This is a genomic window from Bartonella harrusi (assembly GCF_024297065.1).
Lineage (GTDB): Bacteria > Pseudomonadota > Alphaproteobacteria > Rhizobiales > Rhizobiaceae > Bartonella > Bartonella harrusi.
In genome coordinates this window covers 263,276-290,029 of record NZ_CP101114.1, presented here as the reverse complement: position 1 = coordinate 290,029, position 26,754 = coordinate 263,276, and the positions used below count along the sequence as shown (strand labels likewise).

At 37.7% G+C, this 26,754-nt stretch carries 20 protein-coding genes and 3 pseudogenes; 10 read left to right on the top strand and 13 right to left on the bottom strand.

Translation table 11 applies throughout. The features are described 5' to 3' along the window. Positions 1–22: 22 nt before the first annotated feature. On the bottom strand, positions 23–1,201 hold the full coding sequence (locus tag NMK50_RS01230; protein WP_254770575.1) for a tyrosine-type recombinase/integrase: 1,179 nt from the start codon (positions 1,199–1,201) through the stop codon (positions 23–25). Positions 1,202–2,154: 953 nt separating this feature from the next. On the opposite strand from NMK50_RS01230, the gene NMK50_RS01225 reads away from it, so the two are divergent. From NMK50_RS01225 to lpxK, 7 genes and pseudogenes are all read left to right on the top strand, one after another. Next, entirely contained in the window at positions 2,155–2,532 is a 378-nt protein-coding gene (locus NMK50_RS01225; RefSeq protein ID WP_254770574.1) for an EVE domain-containing protein, read from the top strand. A 307-nt stretch (positions 2,533–2,839) separates the two neighbouring features. Further along, a complete protein-coding gene (locus NMK50_RS01220) occupies positions 2,840–3,226 on the top strand; it encodes an SRPBCC family protein (RefSeq protein ID WP_254770573.1) in 387 nt (128 codons plus the stop codon). 509 nt (positions 3,227–3,735) lie between these two features. Beyond that, positions 3,736–5,067: a TldD/PmbA family protein gene (locus NMK50_RS01215; RefSeq protein ID WP_254771144.1), complete on the top strand. Its 1,332-nt coding sequence runs from the start codon at positions 3,736–3,738 to the stop codon at positions 5,065–5,067. Beyond that, positions 5,054–5,858, top strand: a pseudogene (locus NMK50_RS01210) (3'(2'),5'-bisphosphate nucleotidase CysQ). Before NMK50_RS01215 ends, NMK50_RS01210 begins: the two are co-directional and overlap by 14 nt. 47 nt (positions 5,859–5,905) lie before the next feature. After that, positions 5,906–6,148 carry a DUF4170 domain-containing protein gene (locus NMK50_RS01205; protein ID WP_254770572.1) on the top strand — a complete coding sequence of 81 codons (243 nt, stop codon included), beginning with the start codon at positions 5,906–5,908 and terminating at the stop codon, positions 6,146–6,148. Positions 6,149–6,779: 631 nt separating this feature from the next. Beyond that, a complete protein-coding gene (gene waaA / locus NMK50_RS01200; protein ID WP_254770571.1) occupies positions 6,780–8,102 on the top strand; it encodes a lipid IV(A) 3-deoxy-D-manno-octulosonic acid transferase in 1,323 nt (440 codons plus the stop codon). Further along, positions 8,092–9,114 carry a tetraacyldisaccharide 4'-kinase gene (gene lpxK / locus NMK50_RS01195; RefSeq protein WP_254770570.1) on the top strand — a complete coding sequence of 341 codons (1,023 nt, stop codon included), beginning with the start codon at positions 8,092–8,094 and terminating at the stop codon, positions 9,112–9,114. The genes waaA and lpxK overlap by 11 nt, the downstream gene beginning before the upstream one ends. A gap of 45 nt (positions 9,115–9,159) precedes the next feature. On the opposite strand, the gene NMK50_RS01190 is transcribed toward lpxK, so the two are convergent. Beyond that, complete coding sequence (locus NMK50_RS01190) at positions 9,160–9,396, bottom strand: DUF2093 domain-containing protein (RefSeq protein ID WP_254770569.1); 237 nt, start codon at positions 9,394–9,396, stop codon at positions 9,160–9,162. 115 nt (positions 9,397–9,511) lie between these two features. Then, entirely contained in the window at positions 9,512–11,350 is a 1,839-nt protein-coding gene (gene mutL, locus NMK50_RS01185) for a DNA mismatch repair endonuclease MutL (protein WP_254770568.1), read from the bottom strand. A gap of 302 nt (positions 11,351–11,652) precedes the next feature. On the opposite strand from mutL, the gene NMK50_RS01180 reads away from it, so the two are divergent. Further along, complete coding sequence (locus tag NMK50_RS01180) at positions 11,653–12,741, top strand: 2'-deoxycytidine 5'-triphosphate deaminase (RefSeq protein WP_254770567.1); 1,089 nt, start codon at positions 11,653–11,655, stop codon at positions 12,739–12,741. Between the two features lie 936 nt (positions 12,742–13,677). Beyond that, positions 13,678–14,829 carry an FMN-dependent L-lactate dehydrogenase LldD gene (gene lldD, locus NMK50_RS01175; RefSeq protein ID WP_254770566.1) on the top strand — a complete coding sequence of 384 codons (1,152 nt, stop codon included), beginning with the start codon at positions 13,678–13,680 and terminating at the stop codon, positions 14,827–14,829. A gap of 161 nt (positions 14,830–14,990) precedes the next feature. On the opposite strand, the gene NMK50_RS10495 is transcribed toward lldD, so the two are convergent. The 6 genes and pseudogenes from NMK50_RS10495 to NMK50_RS01150 form a co-directional block, all read right to left on the bottom strand. Continuing rightward, positions 14,991–15,458: a transketolase C-terminal domain-containing protein gene (locus NMK50_RS10495; protein WP_309486023.1), complete on the bottom strand. Its 468-nt coding sequence runs from the start codon at positions 15,456–15,458 to the stop codon at positions 14,991–14,993. Next, positions 15,444–15,791, bottom strand: a pseudogene (locus NMK50_RS10490) (transketolase family protein); the annotation flags it as partial. The pseudogene NMK50_RS10490 and the gene NMK50_RS10495, both read right to left, overlap by 15 nt. A 15-nt stretch (positions 15,792–15,806) precedes the next feature. Further along, positions 15,807–15,953 (bottom strand): hypothetical protein, encoded by a 147-nt coding sequence (locus tag NMK50_RS01165; protein ID WP_254770564.1) that lies wholly within the window; start codon positions 15,951–15,953, stop codon positions 15,807–15,809. Between the two features lie 60 nt (positions 15,954–16,013). Next, on the bottom strand, positions 16,014–16,805 hold the full coding sequence (locus NMK50_RS01160; protein WP_254770563.1) for a transketolase: 792 nt from the start codon (positions 16,803–16,805) through the stop codon (positions 16,014–16,016). Between the two features lie 598 nt (positions 16,806–17,403). Then, positions 17,404–17,961: a 16S rRNA (guanine(966)-N(2))-methyltransferase RsmD gene (rsmD, locus tag NMK50_RS01155; protein WP_254770562.1), complete on the bottom strand. Its 558-nt coding sequence runs from the start codon at positions 17,959–17,961 to the stop codon at positions 17,404–17,406. Continuing rightward, entirely contained in the window at positions 17,942–19,342 is a 1,401-nt protein-coding gene (locus NMK50_RS01150; RefSeq protein ID WP_254770561.1) for a pseudouridine synthase, read from the bottom strand. Before NMK50_RS01150 ends, rsmD begins: the two co-directional genes overlap by 20 nt. Positions 19,343–19,611: 269 nt before the next feature. Here NMK50_RS01150 and NMK50_RS01145 point away from each other — a divergent pair. Beyond that, positions 19,612–20,059, top strand: a pseudogene (locus tag NMK50_RS01145) (nucleoside deaminase). 112 nt (positions 20,060–20,171) lie between these two features. Here NMK50_RS01145 and NMK50_RS01140 read toward each other — a convergent pair. The 4 genes from NMK50_RS01140 to NMK50_RS01125 all read right to left on the bottom strand — a co-directional run bounded on the left by NMK50_RS01140 (position 20,172) and on the right by NMK50_RS01125 (position 26,513). After that, complete coding sequence (locus tag NMK50_RS01140) at positions 20,172–20,684, bottom strand: hypothetical protein (protein ID WP_254770560.1); 513 nt, start codon at positions 20,682–20,684, stop codon at positions 20,172–20,174. Between the two features lie 191 nt (positions 20,685–20,875). Continuing rightward, positions 20,876–23,791 carry an isoleucine--tRNA ligase gene (ileS, locus tag NMK50_RS01135; protein ID WP_254770559.1) on the bottom strand — a complete coding sequence of 972 codons (2,916 nt, stop codon included), beginning with the start codon at positions 23,789–23,791 and terminating at the stop codon, positions 20,876–20,878. A 253-nt stretch (positions 23,792–24,044) separates the two neighbouring features. After that, entirely contained in the window at positions 24,045–25,490 is a 1,446-nt protein-coding gene (locus NMK50_RS01130) for a porin (RefSeq protein ID WP_254770558.1), read from the bottom strand. Between the two features lie 156 nt (positions 25,491–25,646). Next, a complete protein-coding gene (locus tag NMK50_RS01125) occupies positions 25,647–26,513 on the bottom strand; it encodes a porin (RefSeq protein ID WP_254770557.1) in 867 nt (288 codons plus the stop codon). Between the last annotated feature and the right edge of the window lie 241 nt (positions 26,514–26,754).

Genomic DNA, 26,754 nt, shown 5'->3' with positions numbered 1-26,754 from the left:
TAACAGCAATTATATTTTAGGCTTAACGGTCTGAAATGTTTGGTAAAGATGTTCCTGATATAAAAGACGCCCATTGTTCTAAGAGGATACGGCGTTGCTCTAAGAAATCTGTTCGCATGTAAGCTTTTGTCAATGAATTACCAACTGAATGCGCAAGAACAGATTCTGCAATTTCAAATGGTGTTGATGTTGTCTCCGCTATCCAGCCACGAAGACTCGATCTAAAACCATGAGGTCTATAATCAAAGCCTTTGTCTTTCATGAATTTAGAAAGCGTTGTATCAGAAATGGGTTTGCCTTTAAGCCCCGCAAATAGAAAGCCCTTTTTTTCAAAAGGCAGAGTTTTTTCAATGACTTTCATAGCTTCACTACTCAGTGGCACACGAAAATCTGAAACTTTTCCTACAATACCTTTCATATTTTCTTTTGGTATGGTCCATATATTTTTATCAATCTGCTCAAGACGCAAATAGCGCAATGGATATGATCGAGCACCTGTCAAAATCAGTAATTTTAGTGCTAAATTTGAAAGGATATTATCCTCTAAGTTTTGATAAAAATCTGGAAGTTCTTGCCAAGGCATAGCAGGAATATTCGTCGATGTCGCACGTGATTTTCCTAAAAGAGCTCGTGCTTTCATACAAGCCTGTAGGTCAACATCTAAGCCAAGAGCAGCAGCATATTTCAAGCAAATATTGATACGATTCAGTGCTTTTCGCGCTGTATCTGCTTTTTCATGCCAAAGTGGAGCAAGAACATTGCGAATGATATTGGCTGTCAGTTTTTCTATAGATAATTTGCCTATGTGTGGAATAACGTGCAACTCTAATGGAGAAAACCAACGACCATTTTTCCCTTCATTTTTCAACTCTGCTTTTTTGCTTTCAAAAGCTGCTTGCGCAACTTCTTGAAAGATATTGCTTTGCTGTTTTAAAATAGTCTGTTCTCTAAAAACAATAGGATCATTACCTTCTTTAAGAATATCACTATAATGCCTAGCAAGCTCGCGCGCTTCTTTTAAAGAAAGCTTTGTAACAGGACCAAGCCCCATTTCACGGCGCTTATTGTGGTGCGTATAGCGAAAAAACCAAGAACGCGTATTGTCTTTTCGAACATTTAACCATAGCCCTGCCCCATCACAATATTTACCCTGTGGAGACGTCTTTACGAATGATGCCGATAACCGGTGAATCGCCCTCACTTAACACCCCCTTCCGTCCACCTTTTCAGGCATTGCCCGTCCACCTTTTTTGGTCCACCTTTTAGACCACCTTTAATTTCTGATTTGAGATTTTTTCTTTAATACTTATTTTTTTATTGGAACATAAAAAATTATATACATCAATACACTCTTGCACATCTTTATACTATTTGATTCTTGCTAATAAAGCCTGCTCTGCCGGCATGCAGCACCATATTATTATCATAGTATATTGAAATATATAATCTTTTTCTTAAAAAGCTCATTGTATGTTGCTACCTGATTTTGCACAATTCGATACCAGTTTTTATAGCAATTTATGATGATCAATTTTTTATAGAAATCATATTATTGGGCAAACAGAATCTATAAAATATGGGCGCAGATACCCGTAAATTTTGTAAAAATGACCTCTTTTTCAAAACCTTTTCACTTTCTTATAGCAAAATTTTGATTTTTGTCATTTTTCACTCTTTTTGCAGTTTTCAGGTGTAAAAATCTATTTTGGCAAAACACGCATTGAATAGAAGTATTACTAATATATGTAAGCTGTATTTTTATGAGCAGAAAAACATAGAAACTTATCTCTCATCAAACGGCTCTAGCGCTAAATAAAATTGTTCCTTTTCCTTTATACATTTTTAATTCTCATTCAATAATCGTTTAGATGATTTTCTCATTGAGAGTTCATAGCTTACAACAAAAATTCTATCTTCTTTTTGTCTATATAATTATTATTCACAGCATATCGGCAATTTATAGATTTCATATATTTAGTGTAGATTTATGTCTTCATCAACACGGAAAGCCCAGCTTTGTTACTAAATAACTTAAAAAAAGAGATTTCATTTCGTGTAGAAAAAATTGCTTACTTTCACTTTGTGAAAGAGTGAATCATTGAAAGAGGCAATATAAAACATTGGATCGCTGTAATTTCTCTAATTCATGCACGTTTGGCAGTTGAATTTGGCTTTCTTCAAGTCTATCACGGAAAAGCCAGTCCCCTTCGAAACACATCTAAGGGAGATGAAATTTTCATTTACTGCCCACGCAATGAAATAGGTACAGGACAAATTCTTCAAACAATAGAGTTTCAGTGCGTGTTTAAAGATAATCATATTTATCAAGTAGAGCAAGCTCCTCATTTTGTACCATTTCGAAAAGATGTCATTTTTAATAAACAATCACAACATATTGTTTTAAAAGAGATTAAAGGGCTTGAATTTCTGAAAAACCCTCATTGGGAAATATTAGCTCGCCGAGGTTTTTTTGAAATTACAACTTATGATGCAAATAAAATTCGTGAAGCAATGGGGATTTATGACGGATAATTATTCAATTATTTTGGTTGTTTTTGATAAAATATCTGAAGGAGATTTCTTTGAGAAATTGAATAGCTTTATCTCACTAAGGCATAATTTGCAATAAATAGATTGTTATTCATTCACTCTTCGTTATGATAATACTGTTTAGAGCTGCACTAGAAGAAGGAATAACTTAAATTTAAAAGTTTATTTTAGATTGAATATTTAATCTATTAATATGGAAATTTATTGTAAAATAAAGAGAACTCAAATGTTTAAATGAACACATAGTGAAGAGATTAATACAGAACCGAGTGCTGAGCAAATTTGGGCTATGTGGGAAAACGTGGCAACATGGCCTTGTTGGGATCACGAGCTTGTGTGGGTAGAGCTTTCTGGTGCTTTTAAAGCAGGAGCTGTAGGAAAAATGAAGCCTAAAAAAGGACCGAAAGTAACTTTTACACTTGATAAAGTTATTAAAAACGTTTGCTTTTCTGATTATGCTAAACTTCCTTTTACAGGCATGACTTTCGACCATGAGTATATTTGTTCAACAAAGTCTTGTTCTTCAAACAATAAAATTTATCATACTGTAACGATGTCTGGCTTACTTGCTCCCTTATTTGGAGCCATTATTGAATCAAAAATTAAATTGCATCTTCGCAGTTCTATAATTGAAATGAGCCGGCATACTCTCATTGGAAATAAAGATTTTTCATAGCTATATTCATTCACAAAGACAATTAATAGTTTTTAAAGAAGGCAATTTGTAATTTATAGCCCATATAAAGTTAAAGCCTTGAACTGTTAATATTTTTTAAAACACTTACCAGCGAAGTATTTCTTTATGCTTAATTGCAAATGGAAGAGTATTATAGAAAAAATAACATAAAAACTGATTTAATTTTTAATGGTGGATATGTATGTAATCTAGCCCGTTTGTCGTTTTTGATTTTAAAATTAAGCGTTATTTTACCCTTTTCTATTGGTTTGATTATAAATATCGATTTAAATTTTGGATGACAGAAGAGAATGAAAAGAATTGAAACAAAAGAGATTTTATGACTTGTTGCATTTTTCAAGAGAAGCTGACAGAAATTTGTCGATTCGTTAAAAGAAAAACAATGCATGAATGGTACACAATTTTATTGATGACATATAAAAATTGCATTTTTATATAAATTTGTCCGATTGCTTATCCATATAATACTATATTAAAGGGAGATTATGATGACTGACAAAAACCAGATTGATAAAGCTGCTTTGTTGGTTAAAGCGGCAAAGCTTTCTGGAGCAGATGCTGCTGATGCGGTTGTTGTTCATGCACATTCTACCAGTGTCTCAGTCCGTTTTGGAAAAGTTGAATCAACAGAAGCTTCAGAAAGCAATGATTTCACATTAAGAGTTTTTGTTGGTAAAAAAGTAGCAAGTGTTTCTGCTAATTTAACGGTTTATCCGCAAGAACTTGCAGAACGTGCTGTTGCAATGGCGAAGGCTTCTCCTGACAGTTTATTTGAAGGGTTGGCAGATAAAGATTCTTTGGTTAGACATCCTAAAGATCTTGATCTTTTTGATGATTTTGTTCCACATAGTAATTTTTTAACAGAAGATGCTTTAAAAACGGAAGCAGCAGCGCTTGATGTTAAAGGAGTAAGCAATTCTGGTGGGGCCGCAACAGCTTATGGACGCAGTGGATTTGTTCTTGTAACGAGCGATGGTTTTTGTGGGACCTATCAATCCAGTTATTTTTCACGCTCCTGTGGTGCTGTGGCCGGTGATGGTACAGCAATGGAGCGCGATTATGATTATACAACTGCCTTACACTTTTCTGATTTAGAATCAGCAGAAACTGTGGGAAAAAATGCAGGAACGAGAGCAGTTCGACGTTTAGGAGCAGTTCGTGCTTTTACAGGGGGAGTAGATGTTATTTTTGATCCGCGTACAGCTCGCGGAATTGCTGGATATATCGCATCTATGGTGAATGGAGCATCTGTAGTTCGCAAAACGAGTCTTTTACAAAACTTTTTGGGAAAAGCAGTGATGAAACCGGATGTTCACGTAACAGACCAACCTTTACGATTGCGTGGAAATGCTTCTTGTCCTTTTGATGGAGAGGGAGTAGAAGGGCAAACATTGAATATTATTGAAAATGGTGTTTTAAAAAACTGGCTTCTTTCATCATCTACAGCACGTGAATTGGGGCTTAAAACCAATGGTCATGGCATACGTTCAGCATCATTGGTTCAACCAGCAAGTACCAATTTTGCTATTGAACCAAGTTTAATATCGCCTCACGATATGATAAAAAATTTGCGACGTGGTTTTTATGTTACAGAATTATTCGGACATGGCATTGATTTTGTTACAGGTCAATATAGTCGGGGTGCTTCTGGTTTTTGGATTGAAAATGGTGAAATCACTTATCCAGTAAGTGAGGTAACTCTAGGTTCTGATTTGCTCCATATGTTAGCGCATTTAACGCCTGCGAATGATATTGATCGGCGCTATGGTATAGCAGCTCCAACATTATTAATTGAAGGGATGACACTTGCAGGAAAATAACACGCATCATACTTCTGATTTACAGCTCTTGCTTGATGCGAGTCGAGAAGCAGGGGATTTAGCAATGAGGTATTTTGGATGTGCGTTAGATGTTTGGATAAAAGATGGTCATTCACCAGTCAGTGAAGCAGATTTTGCAGTTGATCGCTTTTTGAAAAAAAAAACTTCTTGGAGCACGCCCAAATTATGGATGGATTTCAGAAGAAACAAAAGATGATCGAGAGCAAAAAGCTTACGAACGTTACTTTGTGGTTGATCCTATTGATGGAACGCGTGGTTTTCTTTCTGGTAGCACCTATTGGTGTGTATCGATAGCTATTATTGAGAATGGACGTCCTATCGTGGGAGTCCTGCAATGTGCAGCACAAGGCGATGTTTATGCCGCTGTTATTGGCGGAGGGGCTACATTAAATAGCAGAGCGCTTCCTCTTTTAGAATCGCAAATTAATCGCAAATATAAAGTCTCGCTTGATAAATCGCTCGCTCAAAAATTGCCAGATGATTTTCTCAAGAGAATCACTCTTTATCGTCATATCCCTTCTCTCGCATATCGTATTGCTCTTGTTGCTCAAAATGAAATTGATCTTGTGTTAGTTCGTCCGAATTGTCATGCGTGGGATATTGCCGCAGCAGATCTCATTTTACAAGAATGTGGAGGATGTTTTCTATCGCTTGATACATCTTTCATATCTTACGGAATTGAATCCTATCAATATGGGCTTTTAATTGCTGGAAAAAATAATTGCTGTCAAGATATGATAGATGTTGTTCATAAAGCAAAGTTAGTTTAATCACGGATGAAAAAGCGCTAAAATTTCTTAATGATATGGAGGCACATATGACTGAAAGCATTGAAAAAAAACAATATTTGCATCTTGTATTTGGTGGGGAATTGAAAAACCTTAATAGTAATCAATTCAAAAATCCTGATGATTTAGATGTGGTTGGTATTTTTCCAGATTATCAATCAGCTCAAGAAGCATGGCAAGCAAAAGCACAAAGCAGTGTCGATAATGCATTACAACGTTATTACATTGTAGATTTGCATCGCTTTCTTGATAGTGAGATGAGTGATGCGTAAAAAATTGCCTTCTTGATTTTTATTTTCCTCGTTATACACGTCCGGAAAGATTAAATTTTTTAGATTTAATATTTAGGATGAATAAAAAAATTAGAAAAAGAAGTTGCATCTTTTAAGATACTTTTGGTGCATGAAGCCGTAATTTTACTCCTATAAGCATGATTTGTGCAATTTTCTGTGGTAAATTCGGAAATAAATGTACTCTTTAAGTGAAAAATTAAATTTATTCATAATTTAAAGATATAAAGTGAAATACCTTATTTTATAAAGAGAACGATAAGAGTGTTCATGCTTACAATGCTCTTAAATCTAATGAAAAATACCATAATTGTGGATATAAAGTCCTTGAAACTAGAAAAAAGATTATTTTATTCGCAAAATTCTTTACTGTCCTATCATACTTTGTATACCTGCATTTTTGCAGGAGGAGATTTTTGAAAAAACAGAGTAGAATTGCAATTCTGCTTTTCAAAACATTCTTATGAAGAAAGCGTTTTTGTTACTTAAAATATAAAGGATATTTATATTTAGCTACTCGCTGAGAAAAAATTAATGCAATTAACAGAGATGATGAATTGTTTAATGGAAAAAGCTTATAAACGTCTCAAAATAAGTGAATGAGGTAGTTTTAGTGATGGAACTAAAGGCACGTACGGCTCTTTCAATCTATCGGATGATTGGTTTTTGCTTGCGTCCCGTTGTGCCTTTCTATTTGTTTCTTCGTGCTGTACGTGGAAAAGAAGAGTGGAGTCGCCAAAAAGAACGTTTGGGTAAAAACTATAAAATACGTCCTCAAAGTCCATTAATTTGGTTGCATGCGGCTAGTGTTGGAGAAACTCTCGCACTTTTCTCGCTCATTAATTATATTTTATCATTGAAAATCAATATATTATTAACAACAGGTACTGTAACATCTTCTTCTCTTGCGAAAAAGCTGTTTGGTAATCGGCTCATTCATCAATATGCTCCGTTGGATTTAGATTTGGCTGTGCGCCGCTTTATTGATCATTGGAAGCCTGATTTAGCTTTGGTTTGTGAATCGGAGATTTGGCCGCTCCGGATTAAAGAACTTGCCAAAATGCACATTCCACAAATTTTAGTGAATGCTCATATGTCTGAACGTTCTTTTAAAGCTTGGCAAAAACGACCTGTTCTTTCCAAACATATTTTTCAGCATATCGACTTGGCTATTGGTCAAAACGAAAGAGATGTCGCTTGTTATCAAGCGCTTGGGGTAAAATCTGTGGCATTTTCTGGTAATCTTAAGGCTGATGTTTTACCACTTGAAAATCAAGATTTGCTTGCGCATTATCGTAGTGCTATTGGCAATCGCCCAGTTTGGGCAGCTATTTCAACCCATGAAGGGGAAGAAGAAATTGCTTTTGAGGTTCATAAGATTCTTAAAAATTATTTGCCAGATTTATTGACAATCATTGTGCCTCGTCATCCTGAACGTTTAGAAAATCTTATGCAAAATTGTCATAATAAGAGCTTGCGTTTTATCCGTAGAAGTAACAATGCTGTACCAGATGCAAATACAGACATTTTTTGGGGAGATACGATTGGAGAAATGGGACTGTTTCTTCGCTTATCGAAAGTTTCTTTCATTGGAAAGTCATTATGTGGAGATGGAGGACACAATCCATTAGAATTAGCTTTGCTTGGTTCGGCTATTCTAACTGGACCTCATGTTACAAATTTTCAAGAAATGTTTGAGAAATTTCTAGCACGTGATGCAGCATATATGATTCAAGATGCAAAACAGCTCGCTATTCAGGTCTATAGGCTTTTAACAAATGAGGTCTTACGACAAGAAATGGTCGATAAAGCCTATGAAGTAGCAACCAGCATGGCGGGTGCACTCGAGCGCACATTAAAGCTTCTTGAGCCGTTTTTGCAACCTCTTGTGATACAAACAGGTTTAAATCAACATCAGAGAAAGCATGCACATTAAGACACCTAATTTTTGGTGGAAAGATAAAAGCTTCTTACGTCTTTTATTCACTCCGGTTTCTTGGGTTTATGGCTATTTTTCACGCTGCCGTATAGAAAAAAAGCCTCCTATTATCGATCTTCCAGTTTTATGTATTGGCAATTTTACATGTGGTGGTACTGGTAAGACGCCTGTTGTCATTGCTTTTGCAAAAGCCGCAAAAGAGCTTGGTTTCGTGCCCGGTATTGTATCGCGTGGTTATGGCGGAGCATTTAAAGGAGTGCATCTTGTAAATAAAGAATATGATGATGCGCGCGATGTTGGGGATGAGGCACTTTTACTTGTTCAACATGCTTTTGTTGCTCTATCAGTCGATCGTTATGCAGCAGCACAACGGCTCAAGCAAAAAGGATGTCATCTTATTTTAATGGATGATGGGTTTCAAAGCCGCCGTCTTTACATGGATTATGCATTGCTCGTTGTAGATGCAATGCGTGGTTTTGGTAATGGTGCTGTTTTTCCAGCAGGACCTTTGCGTGTACCATTAAAAACACAGCTTTCTTTAACAGACAGTGTTTTATTGATTGGTCATTCGGATGAACATGATAAGATCGCTTTTCTTGTCACGCGTGCTGGAAAATCTTTGCATTATGCTTCCCTTAAATCTTTAGCATCTGATAAGGTTGCAGGAAAATCGTTTTTGGCATTTGCCGGTATTGGCAATCCAGATAAATTTTTTAAATCCATTAAAGAACTGTCTGGCCATGTTGTGCAAACTTACTCTTACCCTGACCACTATTTTTTTACCGATACAGATTTAAAAAATCTTGCACAAAATGCTAAAATGGAAAACTTATGGCTCGCTACAACAGCTAAGGATTATGTCCGTATACAAACAAACAGTGCACAAAAAGACTTGAAAAATCTTATTATCTTTGATGTTAACGTTCATTTTTCTCAAAAAGATTTTTGCCATCTTCTGCTTGAAGAAGTCATAACCCGTTTTAGAAAGCGCAAAAAGCCCCCCCTTTAATTTGCCCTCTTGAAGAAAAAGACTGAATTTATAATTTTCAACTGGTTACTTTTTCTGTGCTTCTAACAATTGACTGAGATAAGGATTGCATTCAAGCTCACGATGATAGGAAATTTCACAACTCGCATATGCTTCTTGCCGGTGATGATTCCAATATTTTAAATCATCTATTGGGATTTTTTCTCCGCTAACAGCGCAGCGAGTATAAGTTCCATATTCTACAATTTTATAGCCATTATTGGTATAATGAATCTTTGCTTCACGTTCATCACTGGAAAACATTCTTCATAATTCCTTCCTGTTTTATGAGAAGTTATAAAAATACAGTGCCATAAAATGCCTTCTAGAGTCGAGAATGATTTAAAAAATATTTTCTTCTACAAGAGTAAACAAAAACTTATTTTCTACCAAAAAGCCTTTCTATATCAGCTAATTTGAGTTCAATGTAAGTAGGTCGTCCGTGATTACACGTTCCTGTATGAGGGGTTGCTTCTATTTGTCGTAACAATGCATTCATTTCTTCAGGGCGTAAAATCCTCCCAGACCGTATTGAACCATGACAAGCCATCGTTGCGGCAATATAATCAAGTTTTGCTTTTAAATTGTCTGTCGTGTCATATTCTGCCGCCTCATCTGCAAGATCTCTAATGAGTGCTTGTATGTTGATCTCTCCTAACATAGAAGGTGTTTCGCGCACAACGATTGCACCAGGCCCAAATGGCTCTATTCCCAAACCAAACTTCTGCAAAGTCTCTTTGTGCGTTAAAAGGCATGTTAGATCTTCTTCAGAGAGTTCTACAATTTCAGGAATAAGTAATATTTGTGAGGGAAGTGGTTCAGAATAAAGTGCATTCTTGAGTGCTTCATAAATCAATCGTTCATGAGCAGCATGTTGGTCGACAATGATCAAACTATCTTGGGTTTGAGCAATAATATAGTTTTTATGAATTTGGGCTCTCGCTGCTCCTAATGGATAAGATAGTTCTTCTGATGATGGTACCATACTAGTAATATAGGCATCACCACTTGGCGTATCTAAACCCTCCATAAGAGGAGTCGTCTCTTCTTTGAAACCAGAAGAACTGGTAATATCTAATGGTTTATGAAACATTGATGCGGATGCAAAATGATGATGCTGTGGGGTGTACGAAGAAGATTGATGGTTTCTTTTAAAAGGCTTCAAGAAATGTTGTGTCTGAAAGGCTGTTAACATTGCTTCAGAACGCGTTGAAGTAGGACGAACACCAATTTGATGCAACGCTTCACGAATTGCTCCAACAATTAAACCGCGAATGAATCCTGAATCGCGGAAGCGCACATCTGCTTTGGCTGGATGAACGTTAACATCTACATCAGCTGGTGGTAAATCAATAAAAAGAATCGATACAGGATAACGATCCCGTGTCATGACATCAGCATAGGCTCCTCGAATTGCACCAAAAAGAAACTTGTCTCGTACTGGGCGCCCATTAACATAAGCAAATTGATGAAGGCTATTACTACGGTTAAAAGATGGCAAACAAGCAAACCCTGTTAAACGCACTGTTTCACGCTCAGCATTAAGAGCAATACTGTTTTGAGCAAATTCTTTACCCATAATCTGCGTAATACGCTGTAACTGCCCTTGCGTGTTATTTTCTGTAGCAGGGAGTTCTATAGACGTTCTGTCTGGACCTGAAAGAGAAAAACGAATATGTGGAAATGCGATCGCAATTCGTTTAATCATATCACTAATGGCATTCGCTTCAGCACGATCAGTTTTCATGAATTTTAGTCGTGCTGGTGTTACAAAGAAAAGGTCACGAACTTCAACAATCGTTCCAAGATTGCCAGAAGAGGGCTTTGGTCCAATGATTTTTCCTGCTGTAACAATAATTTCAGAAGCACTATCAGCATCTTGCGTTCGTGAGGTTAATTTCAGTTTCGCAACAGAACCAATTGAGGGTAAAGCTTCTCCTCGAAACCCAAGGAAACAGATATTGTGTACATCATCCGTAATTTTTGAAGTACAATGGCGAGAAACTGCTAGCGTTAGCTGATCTGCTGGAATACCACAACCATTATCGCTTACCTTTATAAAATTTTTTCCTCCATTTGCCGTGACAATTTCGATTCGCGTAGCTCCGGCATCAATAGCATTTTCAACAAGTTCTTTGACAACATTTGCTGGCCGTTCAATCACCTCACCGGCAGCAATTTGATTAATAATATTTTCGCTAAGATGACGTATGATCATAATAAATTCTAAAAGGATTCTCGTGGATTCTAAAATAGAAACTCTGAGCTATGATAGCATTATTTGTACAACATTCAAGAATGAGAGTCTGTGAGAGATATTATGCACAAAACAACTCTTAGTTTACTTTCAAGAAATATTGTATCAAATATTGTTTTATTGCTTGTAACATTCTTGTATGAATTGTAGCAAAAAATTGATTGGCAAAATCAGAGGGGAATGATTCTATCGCCTTAAAAAAGCTTGTGTCAATCAATTATCTGAGCCAAAAAGAAATAAAGTAAAAATGGAAGGCGTAACATATGACGCGTGTAAGCGGTATTTTGGCAGACAATGATATAAAAGCCTTGATTGATAATGAAATTCTCAAAGCTCTGTGTCCATTTGACAAAACTCAAATACAACCCGCAAGTCTTGATCTTCGATTAGGGAACAAAGCCTATCGTATACGTGCTTCCTTTATGCCAGGAGCCAACGTAAAAGTTTTAGATAAACTCGAACAGTTAAAGTTGCACGAATTTGCTTTGCAAGACGGAGCCGTGTTAGAAACAGGTTGTGTTTATATTGTTCCTCTTTTAGAAAGCTTGGCTTTACCAGAAACTTTATCAGCCGTTGCCAATCCTAAAAGTTCTACTGGGCGATTAGACATTTTTACCCGTGTGATTACAGATAATGCACAAGAGTTTGATAAAATTCGTGATGGTTATCATGGTCCACTTTATCTTGAAATGAGTCCACGGACATTTCCTATTTTGGTACGTACCGGATCACGTTTATCTCAACTTCGGTTCCGCAAAGGGTACAGCTCTTTAAATGAAATTGAACTCCATGCTTTGCATAGAGATGAAACTCTGATATCAGATGATTTGCCTAATATTAGTGCTGGTGGTCTTGGGCTTTCCATTAATTTGAAGGGCAACGAAAATGGACTTATAGGCTATCGTGGTAAGCGCCACACAAGTGTTATTGATATCGATAAACGCGCTGCTGCTGATATTCTCGATTTTTGGGAACCACTCTTTGATCGTGGTCAAAGGGAACTGATTCTTGATCCTGATGAATTTTATATTTTGGTTTCACGAGAAGCTGTCCATGTTCCTCCACTTTATGCCGCGGAAATGACCCCTTTTGACCCCTTAGTTGGTGAGTTTAGGGTGCATTATGCAGGTTTTTTTGACCCAGGATTTGGGCATATGGAAGTAGGTGGAAAAGGAGCAAAAGCGGTTTTAGAAGTACGTAGCCATGAGGTTCCCTTTATCTTAGAACATGGTCAAATTATTGGTCGCTTAGTCTATGAACATATGCTTCATCGACCATTAGCACTTTATGGGCAGGATACTGGATCACATTACCAAGCACAGGGATTAAAATTATCTAAACATTTTAAATGATTAAAAAAATATAGGCTCTGGTAAACTCTATGCAGAAAGAGTATCCGATTGAGAGAACATTTTCGATTTTTCATAGATGTGGAGGATGTGGAGCACTCTTTGTTGATATATTTTACAAAATCATCAGATAGAACCGGTTGTGCCCACAGGTTTTAGTTTTAAAAATTTAAATAAAAATCTTCAATGCATTTTACTATTATTATGGAATAAACTGTTTCTTATACAATACAGTAATAGTTTTTTCCTTTGGCACTGTTGTTAGCTTTCTTTAACACCTCATTTCTCATTGAGACAATGTTTTGATGATTTTATGTAAGTAATTTTCCTCCATCTATAACTATGAACACAAAATTTTTTTGTCAATATGTATTAATATTCAAAATTTCTGAAAAATCTCCAGGTAAATCATGAAAAATATTTTTATAAATTTCAATGAAAATGAAACCTAACTTCGTTTTGGGTATTATAATATGAGAAGATTATTGGGTGTATTCAAAAGCTTGGCTTTCAATTTTAACAAAGACTTTTTTAATTCTATGTGCTGATAAAATATAATTGACTTTATTAATTATGGACTAAAATATAAGGAATATTTTTGAACATGTTTTATAAATTACAAAAAATGACTGAAAAAATATCTCTTAAAGGAACCTTAATTATAAGGGAGAGCCTCTCAATTTTCAAAGAGCTCTATTCTCAATTATTCACAAGGTATGAATGTACAAATATTTCTCAATGATAAACACTGTGAAGCTTTCATAAAGCTTGATAAAAGAAATGTTGTTTTATCCATGTATTTTTTTAAGTTGCTATCTTTATAGCCTGCCTCTACTCAATGACATGATTTGAGATACCCTCTAAATAAGAAGTGCGTGGATGAATCTTCATTCGTTTTAGAGTATTGTCGCTTTTTATTCAAAAACCAATGGCACTATTATGATTATTTCTTCAACATTTGATTATCGCAAAGCAGCAAAACGTCGACTCCCTCCTTTCCTTTTTCACTATATTGATGGCGGCGCTTATGCTGAGGAAACGCTACGACGTAACTGTACTGATCTTCAAGAACTTGCACTCCGTCAAAGAATTCTAAAGCAGATTGGTGACGTTGATCTTTCAACTAAGCTTCTTGATCAAACACTTCATTTACCGATTATACTTGCACCTGTTGGATTAACAGGCATGTATGCACACCGTGGTGAGGTACAAGCTGCACGTGCAGCCGTTGCAAAAGGTATTCCCTTTACCCTATCCACAGTTTCAGTTTGCCCCATTGCCGAAGTTCAGAAGGCCGTTGGAAGTGCATTTTGGTTTCAACTTTATGTTCTCAAAGATCGTGGATTTATGCGTGATGTCTTAGAGCGGGCTTGGGCAGCTGGTGTACAAACCTTGGTGTTTACAGTCGATATGCCGGTTCCTGGTGCACGTTATCGTGATGCGCATTCGGGAATGTCTGGACCCCATGCTGGATTGCGCCGTATTTTTCAAGCTTTTACCCATCCTCATTGGACTTGGAATGTTGGTATTATGGGACATCCACATGATCTTGGAAATGTTTCTACCTATTTGCGAAAGAAGATTGCATTAGACGATTATGTTGGTTGGCTTGGTGCAAATTTTGATCCATCAATTGGTTGGCGTGATCTGCAATGGATTCGAGATTTTTGGAAGGGAAAAATGATTTTGAAAGGTATTCTTGATCCAGAAGATGCACGAGAAGCCGTACAATTTGGTGCTGATGGTATTGTTGTTTCCAATCATGGAGGACGCCAACTTGATGGTGTCTTATCAACTGCACGTGCATTGCCAGCAATTGCAGAAGCGGTAAAAAGTGATTTGACTATTTTAGTGGATTCTGGTGTTCGTTCTGGCCTTGATGTTGTACGTATGATAGCGCAAGGTGCGGATGCTGTTATGATTGGTCGTGCTTTTGTTTATGCACTTGCAACAGCAGGTGAGAAAGGTGTTGCGCATCTGCTTGATCTTTTTGCAAATGAAATGCGCGTAGCGATGACATTGACTGGTGCACAAACAATTAAAAACATTACCAGTGAAAGCTTAGTAAATATAGATACTTTTGAACAATGAGAAAACTGCCTTATACTCTCTTTAACAAAAGAGTGTTTTTTTTATTAAAAGTAGGAAAGTATGGTTTCTTACGCCCGTCTGTTTTATTTTTTTCATATTCTCGGTGATTGACATTCTTTTTTAACAAACACGTATAGTGAGATATAATTTAAGATTTTTGTCTATTGTTGCAGAGTTAATATCGTTTTCGTTATATTATCTTGGCTGATCCCATAATGTGCTAAAACATCCAATTGGCTTCCATTACAGATCGGTTGATCCGGTATTCCTAACGATACAAATTTACAGGTAATACCCTGTTCCATAAGTAATCTCGCAATTGCATCTCCAAGCCCCCTATTTATACTATGCTCTTCACAGACGAGAACAGATCTGTAAAGTTTGCATAATTCTCGTACAGAGATATCATCTAAAGGCCGAATTGTCGGTATACTGACAACTGTTGGTATAATTTGATATTTTTGGAGTTCTTCAGCAGCATCGAGACAAATCTTAACGGTCTCTCCAGTAGCAAGAAAAAGAATATCTTTGCCTTTTTTTATAACAGAAACTTTACGAATATCGATTTTTGAAGCATCGCTATGAATATTTTCTACTGCACACTTTCCTAAACGTATATAAACAAGCATGGGATCGTTTAGAGTAGAGAGTATGGCAGCTTTTGTTTCTTTATTATCAGCAGAAGCAATAATGCGTATGTTAGGAATAGCGCGAAGCGAAGCAAAATCGGAAATAGCGTGATGTGTTGCTCCGAGGGATCCATAGCTAATCCCAGCACTAATCCCAATCAATCGAACAGAATTTTCGCAATAAGCAACATCTATCTTTATTTGTTCAAGTGCACGCGTCGTCAAAAAACAAGCTTGTGAAACAACAAATGGCTTTTTTCCGCATGAGGCAAGTCCCGCAGCGACACCGACCAAATTTTGTTCAGCAATACCAACTTCTACAATACGTTCCGGATAAAGCTTTGCAAATTAATCAATCTTGCCAGATATGCGTGAATCAGCAGTTAAAACAACAATGTCTTTATCAAATCGCGCTATATTTATAAGCGTTTTATTCACAATCTCGAGGTTTGAAAATTTCACAGCAGTCTGCGTTTCTTGATGAGGAATACCCACGTTTATTCTCCCATTAATTGAATTTTGCTCTGAATTTCATTAACCACAATATTGTATTCCTCATCTGTTGGAACTTTTATGGTGCCAGCGTATGTCGTTTTCCATAATGGAAATTCCATTCCCCTTTATGGTGTTCATCAGTATTGCTGTTGGTTTTTCCTTATGTAATGAAAGTGTTCCTAACGACTCCTTCAATTGTGTTATATCGTGACCATCCATTTCCATAACATGCCACCCAAAACTTATAAATTTATCTGCTAAGGGCTCTGTTTTCATTAAAACATCAGTTGTATCAGTAATTTGTAGCCTATTTCTATCAATAACGGCGATAAGATTGCTGAGTTTATAGTGTGCTGCAAAGAGTACAGCCTCCCAAACGGATCCCTCTGCCATTTCGCCATCACCAAGAAGCACAAAAACACGATAGGATTGAGAATTAAACTGCCCAGCAAGAGCCATGCCTGCTCCAAGAGATAAGCCATGGCCAAGAGACCCTGTACTTTGCTCGATACCAAGAACTTTTTTGCTTACATGACCAATAAAATGAGAATCAAATTTCAGATAAGTATCGAGCTGTTGAGGATAAAAATATCCCATTTCTGATAAAACAATATACAACGCCTCAACCGCATGTCCCTTACTTTGAACATATCGATCACGATTGGGATCGTGGATACGTGTAGGATTTATTTGCAGAATATATCTGTATAAAATATAAATGAAATCAATACAAGAAAGGCTATCAGCTATATGTCCGGATTTTGCTTTTCTAATGAGATTCAATATTTTAAGACGCAAACGCAGAGCGTAAATTGCATCGCAAATATCCGCTTTGTTGGTCGCATAAGCCATACTTCCCCACCTTTAGAAGATTTTTTAAAGAAATACTCTCAAACCATAATTTTATACGTTACTTATCTTTTATTTTTAACGGATAGAATAATTTCCATGATAAAAAATGCTATATCTGATAAAAATTGTACAGAGAGTATATCAAGGATGTAAAAATAGCCAATTTATTTTAAAAATATTTTTTATGTATTTCATCAATATTTTTACAAAAGCATAATAAAAAGATACTGAAAAATCGATTTTAAGAGGGGCATTTTATATAATGTTCGCAAGAATTTTATAAGCGTACAACAACATTGCAATAGCAATGACACTTTTTATATACTGCTTATATTGCCTACCTAAAATGAACGCATTGTAATAACCATGAGAAAAGCACTCAAACCACCATATACATTGAAATGTATCACGTTTAAAATAAGAAATTATACGTTGGTGATGAAAAATAGATGTATACAATTTTTCTATCTTTGATTGATTTTAGAAACGACTCTTTATGAATGCAGTAATCTCTGCATAAAAAATACCCTGAAAACGGTCTATAAAATACTCTTTCTCATCCTATCGAATAAAAACAAGAACTTTCTCAAGGCTGAAATTATGAGCATAGTTTATAAAACCGTATTGCCGTCTCCCCATAAAAACGCTCATCATCAAGATAAAATGTATCAGGTAAATGAATAATTGCATCTTTCTTTTCTTCAAGCACAAAGAGTGTATCAGCTTTTGCCCATCCTCCCCTCAGAGCCTCAACAAAAGCACGCTCACCTAAACAATGACCATAGGGAGGATCTGCACAAATAACATCAAATGGAAGCATTGTCCCAATATTGCCCAATTTTGTTGCATCACGACGCAAAATACGCCCTATAGACTGCAATTCAAAAGCTTCAATATTCTTTTGAAGCAATCCACGCCCTTCAACTGAATTTTCAACAAAAACTGCGGTTTTTGCACCACGTGACAAAGCCTCTATGCCTAAAGCACCAGTCCCCGCAAAAAGGTCAAGAACGCGTTTATTGGTCCAAAAATGTTCTTCCCGGTTAGCAAGAATATTGAAAAGGCTTTCGCGCGTACGATCACTGGTTGGACGAATCAACTGTCCTACAGGAGAAAATAAAATACGCCCAGCAAATTTACCGCCGACGACCCGCACGTAATCCTCCAAATTTTTTTGGTGTCTTCGCATCACTGCTATATTCTTTAGATTTTTTCATGGCACTCTCAAATGATTTTGCCCTTCGTTTTCTTTCAAAAGAAGGCGCATCATTATTACCCTTCATAACCTTTTCTTCTTTTTTTAAAAAACGCTCCTTCTTGTCAATAAAACGCGTCTTACCAAAAGATTTTTTACCCTGTTTTTTCTCAAAATGCGTGTCTCGTTCTTCCCGAAATTGAACTTCTGATGGCTTTTCCTTTCTTCTATGAAAAGATCTCTTACCAATCAAATTGCTCTTATGATCATGAAAACTATCCTCACTATAGGAAGACTTCTTATGCGCACTATGTAGACGTGCACCAGGAGCCATCCAAACATTAGAACGGCGCGAACGAGGATAAATACGTTCTGCTTTTTTTTCTTCACCCTTATCCTTACGGATAATTTTCTCATCAGTTTTTATACCCAATCGTGATTGACCATGCTTAGCAGAACCGCCTCGTTGTCTGCGTTGCACATCTCTTCCACTTGAGAAAACCCAGCTATCATTGTTGATAGCAAAGTTTTTATCACTTTGTTTTTCTGCAACAATCGCAGAATTTGAAAATGGCTTAAGAATAGGAGAGTCAAAATCTGCATTGGCTTGCATAATTAAACGCTCACCCAATTGCTCACGCAACATCCTCCCTTTTATTTCACGAACGGCCCCCTCTCCCAAGTCAGAGAGCTGAAATGGACCATAAGAGATACGAATTAAACGATTAACTGATAATCCTAATGCACCAAGAACATTTTTTATTTCACGATTCTTTCCTTCACGCAAAGCTACAGAAATCCATAGATTTGTCCCTTGTTCACGTTCAATCGATGCCTCAATCGAACCATAGAAAATACCATCAATCGCGATGCCATTTTTAAGATTATCAAGTGCACTCTGTTTTACTCTTCCATGCGCACGAACTCGATATTTACGCACCCACCCCGTTACAGGAAGCTCTAATATACGTGCTAAACCACCATCATTGGTTAACAACAAAAGCCCTTCCGTATTAATATCAAGCCTCCCTACAGAAAGAACACGAGGCATTCCTTTCGGCAAATGACTAAAGACTGTTGGTCTTCCTTCAGGATCACGGTGCGTGGTAACAAGACCCGCTGGCTTATGGTAAAGCCATAATCGTGTTCTTTCTATAGGAGATAAAGGTTTGCCATCAACTTTAATAACATCAGAGCGGCTAACATTAAAAGCGGGTGTTGTCACAACTTTACCATTAACAACAATACGGCCTGCAGAAATCATCATTTCTGCATCACGACGTGAAGCAACCCCTGCACGTGCTAACCTTTTGGCAATCCGTTCACTTTCATTTTCATTCATTTGCTCTGCACACCAATCTCTTCTCGTCCGTTTAGCAAATCACCTTCCTGGACTATAGCGCTCTTATTCTGAAAAGGGGAAGTAACACAATCATTTGTTATTTTCTATCCTTTAGCAGCAATAATGCACCTGTTTACTTTTAAGCTGCTTTTAAATATTAAAAAAAACAACACCCCTTTATTAAAAAGGATCAGAAGGTTTTTATTTTATAGGACTCTTCTTCATGGAAAAATCTTCTTGATTCCCTATATTCCAGCAGAAAGAATACGATGACTTTGACACCGATGGAAAGAGCTCTTTTAGAAGCGCAAGAGGCGAAAAAAAAAAGGCGAAGTCCCTGTAGGCGCTATTATCACACGTGGAACAACAATCATTGCATGCGCTGGTAACTCCATAAAAACTCCATATGATCCTACAGGACACGCAGAAATGCGTGTAATCCGTATAGCTTGTGAAAGACTCCAAAGCGAAAGGCTTCCTGATTGCGACTTATATGTAACACTCGAACCTTGTGCTATGTGTGCCGCAGCCATTTCATTTGCACGGATACGACGTCTCTATTACGCCACAAGCGACCCTAAAGGAGGCGCAATTGAACACGGTCCTCGCTTTTATAAGCAACCAACCTGTCACCACAAACCTGAGATCTATTCTGGTTTCAAGGAAAAAGAAGCTGCTCAACTGCTTAAAGATTTTTTTGCACAAAAGCGAAGTTAAAAACAACGCATCATCTCAACAACAAATTATCTCTAAAAATATCAAAAATCTCTGGTGATAACTGTTCTCTTCATCAGAGCCTGTCCTCTTGAGTACCCCTTTTTAAGCCTTTTTAATGCTTCACCTTTCCCTCTGAGCGATTAACAGGCGCAATCTTTGCCGGTTGACGATAACTTAAAGGTGGTTCAGTGAGATACCGACGGTATTTGGGGCTTCCAACTTGTGCTCTTTGACGACGGTGATATTCCTGCCGTTGTTTAGCATTCAATCGTGAAATACTTTCAGTACCAACAGAATCAATATGTTTAGCGGAAATAGAACCTTGACTCCCACTAAAGCGCTGCTTCGATTTTTCTGTTTTCTCAGAAGAATTATCCTGCTGTGGCAATGGTAAAAATCTGCGCGAACTGGGTTCAGGAATCACAAGTTTTGGATGAGACTTCATAATGAGCTGACTGTTGTCATTTTTCGGTGTCAGCGAGGCAAGGTTAGCAACATCTTCAAAAAATTGTAATGAAACCGGCTTATCTGTACCATAGGTAGGAGCAGACAGACCGCATCCTGTTAAAACAAAGCACATGCCCAAAATACTTATTGGCAATATTCTTACTTCACGTTTTTTCACTGCTTATCCCATTTTCCTAAGTATATGACTCATTAGTCTTCTCGCGATTTACTGGAGATCTGATCTACACATACACCCCCCTCACAAAAAAATAATGGATTTCACCCCTACCATAAAAGACTCTATGCATCAATGATAGAATTCAAACCATAATAATGCTCTTTACAAATCTGTTTTTCTATCTCTTGATCTTAAATCTTGCCAAGTATTTGTAATTCCCGCAACGCTGCAGCATCGCGAGCAGATACGTCAGGATAAGCTGGATCACTTCCAACATCTTGTGTATAACGCCAAGATCTAGCACATTTTTTACCCAATGCCTTCTCTGGATACACACCAACACCTTCAACATCACTCAGAGTAAAAGCATTCACAGGTGGTACATCCTGTCTAATTGTTAAAGCACTTGTGATACAAATTTCCGCCATATCTAAATTCTCTAACGCCTCCAGTAAAGCTGGATTAGAAATAAAAACAACAGGAGCGGCTTCTAAAGATGAGCCAATGCGCTTGTTGGCGCGTTCAAGCTCTAAAGCACCCGTCACAACTTTACGAACCTGTCGAATTTTTTTCCAACGTTCAGCCAAAGATTCGTTCTGCCATTCCTCTTGTACAGAATAAAATTGTTCTAAATGCACTGATTGACTTTCTGGATAATACTCTAGCCAAGCTTCTTCCATCGTAAAAGGCAACATAGGAGCAAGCCATGTTACCATGCGCTTAAAAACTTCACGAACAACCTGCAAAGCAGCTTTACGTTTTTGTGATGAAGGCGCATCACAATAAAGAGAATCTTTACGGATATCAAAATAAAATGCTGATAATTCAGTAATTGAAAAATCTAACAATGCACGCATAATCTTTTTGAAATCAAATTCATCATAAGCGCGATTAATCAATTGATCGAGTTCAAAAAGCTGATGCAATATAAGTTTTTCAAGGTCCGGTAATTGGCAATAAGGTATTTCTTCTCGTTCATCATGCGCTAATGTCCCAAGCATCCAACGAATTGCATTGCGTAATTTACGATATGAATCTACATTCGTTTGCAGAATTGTTTTGCCTAAACGTTGGTCTTCCCAATAATCCGTTGTCATAACCCAAAGACGAAAAATATCCGCACCAGATGTTTTAATGATCTCTTGTGGAACAACTGTATTTCCTAAGGATTTAGACATTTTCTTGCCATTCTCATCCAAAGTAAAACCGTGTGTAATCACCGTTTTATACGGAGAGCAGATACGCGTACCACAGCTTTCCAAAAGAGAAGATTGAAACCATCCACGATGTTGATCAGATCCTTCAAAATAAACATCGGCAGGCCATTTCAAATTATCCCGATCTTCTAACACAAAACTATGACTTGCTCCAGAATCAAACCAAACATCAAGAATATCATAAACCTGAACCCAAGGCTCATGGACACGGTCCCCTAAAAAACGCTCACGCGCTCCCTCAGAAAACCATGCATCTGCACCTTCCGCTTCAAAAGCCTGTAAAATACGTTCATTTACGCACTCATCTTTCAGAACGACACCCTCTTCATTGGCAAAAATACAAATAGGAACACCCCAAGAACGCTGACGAGAAAGAACCCAATCCGGACGATCCGCTATCATAGAAGCTAAACGGTTTTGACCAGAAGAAGGAACAAAACGCGTCATCGAAACAGCTTCTAAAGCACGGCTACGTAAAGTTGATCCATCTCCAAGATCTTTATCCATTGAAATAAACCATTGTGGCGTATTACGAAAAATAACTGGTTTTTTTGAACGCCAACTATGAGGGTAAGAATGCTTTAAACGACCACGTGCAAACAACCGATCTGCTTTCATTAAAGCATTAATAACCTCTCTATTGGCATCACCCATTTTTCCATTATCATCAATAACACGTGCGGGTCTCCCTTCACGATCCGGGCCCAAACCAGGAACATCCTTCGTATAGAAACCAGCAGCATCAACAGGAAAGGGTATAGACGAATCAATACCGGCTTGCTCCAATAAAGGCTTATAAGCATTCCAAATTTCAAAATCTTCACGCCCATGGCTTGGCGCTGTATGAACAAAACCTGTACCAGCGCTCTCTGTTACATGCGAACCATCAAGCAGTGGAATCTGATAATGATATCCTCCAGCCAAACCTTTGAGTGGATGAGAAAGAACAAGCGTTTTAAGTTCATCCGCAGAAACACTGCGTAAACGCTTCAAAACAAGTTTTGCTTTTTCTGCACAGTTCAGTGCCAACGCATCAGCAAAAAGAAGTTTTTCTCCAGACTGAGGACCAAAATCATTTTCCGCACTTTCAACTTCATAAACACCATAAGAAATCTGCGACGAATAACTCACCGCACGGTTACCAGGAATGGTCCACGGAGTCGTCGTCCAAATCACAACATAAGAGCCATATAAATCTCCAGAATCTGTTTTAAAAACAGGAAACTTAACCCAAATAATCTCTGATTCATGATCATGATATTCAATCTCTGCCTCTGCCAAAGCCGTACGCTCCACGACAGACCACATCACAGGCTTTGAACCACGATAAATCTGATCTGACAAAGCAAATTTCATCAACTCACTGGCAATGCGTGCTTCTGCATGAAAAGCCATTGTGGTATAGGGGGTCTTAAAATCTCCAATAACACCAAGGCGTTTAAATTCTTCACTTTGAACAGTTATCCAATGTTGTGCAAATTCACGGCATTCTTGACGAAATTCATTAAGGGGCACTTCATCCTTATTTTTCCCTTGTGCACGGTATTTTTCTTCAATCTTCCATTCAATCGGCAGTCCATGACAATCCCAACCAGGGACATAATTTGCATTAAAACCGCGCATTTGAAATGAACGAACAATCACATCCTTTAGAACTTTATTCAAAGCATGACCAATATGAATATGTCCATTTGCATAAGGCGGACCATCATGAAGAATGTAAAGTGGGCGGTCTTTCGCCTGTTGACGCAATTGCGTATAAAGCCCCATATCTTCCCACTGCTCTATTAATTCAAGCTCTTTTTGCGGTAATCCAGCACGCATAGGAAAATTTGTTTGCGGTAAATAAAGAGTTTTCGAATAATCTATTGTTTCATTTTTCACAGTCATTGTGAAATATTCCTGTCCACTTTTACGAATTCATTTTTGCATAACTTCCCTGAACCCTGCAACTCTGGTTTTTTTAATCTATAGGGAAAGCCGAGCTAATCTTTCATATTAAGCAGTGATCAAGAAGATACATCATTATATTCTATGGGCTTTATCATGAAACGATCAAGAAAGAAAACCCAAAAATAATCTTCTGAAAAAATAAAGGCTCCACTATTAGTGGAGCCTCTTGAAAATTCATCCTTATAAAAAATTAGAATTTATAAGCGACACCCACACGGAAATCATTGGTTTTGTAATTTATTTCGAGTTTTTCCTTCACAAATTTCTTTTTACCAAAATCTGAGTAACGATACTCTGCCCGCACAATAACATTGTCCAGAATTGCAAAATCAACTCCACCACCAAGAGTATAACCAACCATCGTCTTCGCTTCATCGGTTAAGTTTTTAGAAGAAATGACGCTTCCATCCTCTTTCTTCAATGATATTGATACCGTGTCTCGAAGCCGTGCATAAGCAATACCGCCAGCAAGATAAGGCATAAAGCGATCAGCAACAAAACCGATACGTACTCGTGTTGCACCAGCCCAATCCTGTTTTAAAGTATGACTTAAAGTCAACTCTTTACCCTTTTGCTCCAAACCAAGTGCCGAAATTTCTTTCTTAATGTGCTCTATACCATATATACTGCTACTGTTTTCATCCGCAGCTTTTGCATTTTGTGCACCAAGACCACTCTCCCTCTGTCCACCATGGGGATTAGAAGAACTATGTGGATGAGCTCCGTGTGAATGAGTGCCAATGCCGTGAGGCGCGCCACTGTGCGCATGTGAACCATTGCCCACACCATGATAACCATGTCCACCACTATTCTGCCCACCATGAGAATGGCTGTAACTACCATTGACGTCGGCACCTGCTTTTGAAACTTGATTTGCAGAAACGGTTGGTTGTGCTGATTCTCCTGATGCTGATCTTGCCAATAATAGTGGAGCTTCCGCTGGTGTGGATGTCTCTGGCTTAGCTGACACCTGCTGCGTACCATCCCCTGGTACTGGTAATGGTAATGGTAATGATCGTGCAACCGATGCTCTTTGTACTGCGGCCGCTGCCGGTTTTGCGGCCGCTGCCGGTTTTGCGGGTGCTGCAGGTTTTGTTGCTGCAGGTTTTGTTGCTACAGTTTTTGTTGCTACAGGTTTTGTTGTTACAGGTTTTGTTGCTGCAGGTTTTACTGGTACTGGTGCTGCTGGTGTTTGTGTAGGCGCTGACCGTACAGATCGGCGAGATCTTCCTACTAAATTATCCATTTCAGCATTATTAGACGCACCTAGAGTGATAGACTTTGTGTGCTTCTGACCAGACCAGATTAAATCCGTATCGATACCAAAAACGAAATTGTCGCCAAGGTCAATATTAGAACCTGCGTAAAGCCCCCCTTCAAAACCTGAAAGCTTAGGGGACAAATCTTTACTTAACGGTGTGCTTTTATGCTTACCAATAATATTCATATCCGTTTTACTAGAAAAACCACCAACTTGTCCACCCAAATAAAATCCGGACCATGTAAAAGTAGGAGCTACAAAAGCTGGCGAAAAAACCGGCGTTGTCTGATGAGGAATCATTACATCAGCTGCCTGTGTTGTAGAAGCTGAAATTAAAGCAAAAACAGATGCCGTTATTAAACGTTTCGTATTCATAAAATATCTCCAAATATCCAAAACGGGTTGTATATAGTGTATCTATTTTGAAATATCTGTAGCAAAAATATCACATTCACAAAAAAATAAAGACCCGGTCTTTGACAGGGTCTTTAGGCAATTAATTTTGTAAGAGTAGTTGAGCTTTGTGCTCAATTAGAACTTGTAAGCAACACCAACACGGAAATCATTGGTTTTATAGCTAAACTTCGCATCACCCTTCTCGAAGGCCTTTTTGCCGAAATCTGAATAACGGTATTCCGCACGTAACAAAACATTGTCAGTCATAGCGAAATCAACACCACCACCAAGGGTATAACCAACCATTGTCATCGTTTTATCAAAATCTTTAGTGGAAGTTTTTTTACCGGCTGCATCTGTTGTTGAAGATGTAGAAATACCTTGCACCTGTGTATAAGCAATACCACCAGCAAAATAAGGCATAATACGGTCAGCAGCTGCAAAACCAAGACGTACCCGCGTAGCACCAGACCATTTTTCTTTAAAAGTAAAATTGTCCTTGTCCGTGTTAGCTGCTACTCTGTTCATTCTGAGAGATCTCTGAACAGCAGCATTGTCACCAGTACCTTCTTCAGGTCTATTGTTAGGGTTCGTACCAGTTTCATTATTGCCTGTGTTAGGGGTCGCAGGAGCATCATCATCATCAAAAAGATATGATTTTGTGTCTCCTTGGTCAGCCCAAACAGCATCGGTTTCCACACCTAAAATGACGTTATTTCCAAGATCAAAGTTGGAACCTGCATAAATACCACCCATGAAACCAGAAGGCTTCGGTGTGTCTTTTTTATCGAAAATTTTCTTGTTTGTCTTCGGATCCGTTATTTCAACCTTACTCGAAAAGCCACCGATCTGAGCACCAATATAAAAGCCTGTCCAAGAAAATGTAGGGGCGGCTACAACAACTGGTGCGGATTCATGAGGGATAACAACATCAGCAGCCTGTGCGGCAGAAGCTGAAACCAAAGCGATAACGGAAGTCGTTATTAAAGATTTTACATTCATAAATTTTGCTCCTAATTTATTTATGAAGCGTATCTTATAGGACTAGGCAAAAAAAATCTGTAACAAAAATGTCACTTTTATAGAAATAAAGGCCCTGTTCATAAACGAGGCCCCTTAGAAAGTTTATCTACAGGAAAGATTTTATGCCAAAAAATTTATAACTCATTGAGAGTAAATATGAATCAGTATGTGTCGTCTATCCATTCCTTTTTACTAAAATGAAGACTTAACGATTTTAAAC

Coding starts and splice junctions, on each gene's coding strand:
- lpxK (WP_254770570.1), top strand. CDS start 8,092: ATGCACATTAAGACACCTAATTTTTGGTGGAAAGATAAAAGCTTCTTA.
- ileS (WP_254770559.1), bottom strand. CDS start 23,791: ATGACTGTGAAAAATGAAACAATAGATTATTCGAAAACTCTTTATTTA.
- NMK50_RS01180 (WP_254770567.1), top strand. CDS start 11,653: ATGACGCGTGTAAGCGGTATTTTGGCAGACAATGATATAAAAGCCTTG.
- NMK50_RS01190 (WP_254770569.1), bottom strand. CDS start 9,396: ATGTTTTCCAGTGATGAACGTGAAGCAAAGATTCATTATACCAATAAT.
- NMK50_RS01215 (WP_254771144.1), top strand. CDS start 3,736: ATGACTGACAAAAACCAGATTGATAAAGCTGCTTTGTTGGTTAAAGCG.
- NMK50_RS01160 (WP_254770563.1), bottom strand. CDS start 16,805: ATGGCTTATGCGACCAACAAAGCGGATATTTGCGATGCAATTTACGCT.
- NMK50_RS01150 (WP_254770561.1), bottom strand. CDS start 19,342: ATGAATGAAAATGAAAGTGAACGGATTGCCAAAAGGTTAGCACGTGCA.
- NMK50_RS01125 (WP_254770557.1), bottom strand. CDS start 26,513: ATGAATGTAAAATCTTTAATAACGACTTCCGTTATCGCTTTGGTTTCA.
- NMK50_RS01205 (WP_254770572.1), top strand. CDS start 5,906: ATGACTGAAAGCATTGAAAAAAAACAATATTTGCATCTTGTATTTGGT.
- NMK50_RS10495 (WP_309486023.1), bottom strand. CDS start 15,458: ATGCTTGTTTATATACGTTTAGGAAAGTGTGCAGTAGAAAATATTCAT.
- NMK50_RS01130 (WP_254770558.1), bottom strand. CDS start 25,490: ATGAATACGAAACGTTTAATAACGGCATCTGTTTTTGCTTTAATTTCA.
- mutL (WP_254770568.1), bottom strand. CDS start 11,350: ATGATCATACGTCATCTTAGCGAAAATATTATTAATCAAATTGCTGCC.
- lldD (WP_254770566.1), top strand. CDS start 13,678: ATGATTATTTCTTCAACATTTGATTATCGCAAAGCAGCAAAACGTCGA.
- NMK50_RS01220 (WP_254770573.1), top strand. CDS start 2,840: ATGTGGGAAAACGTGGCAACATGGCCTTGTTGGGATCACGAGCTTGTG.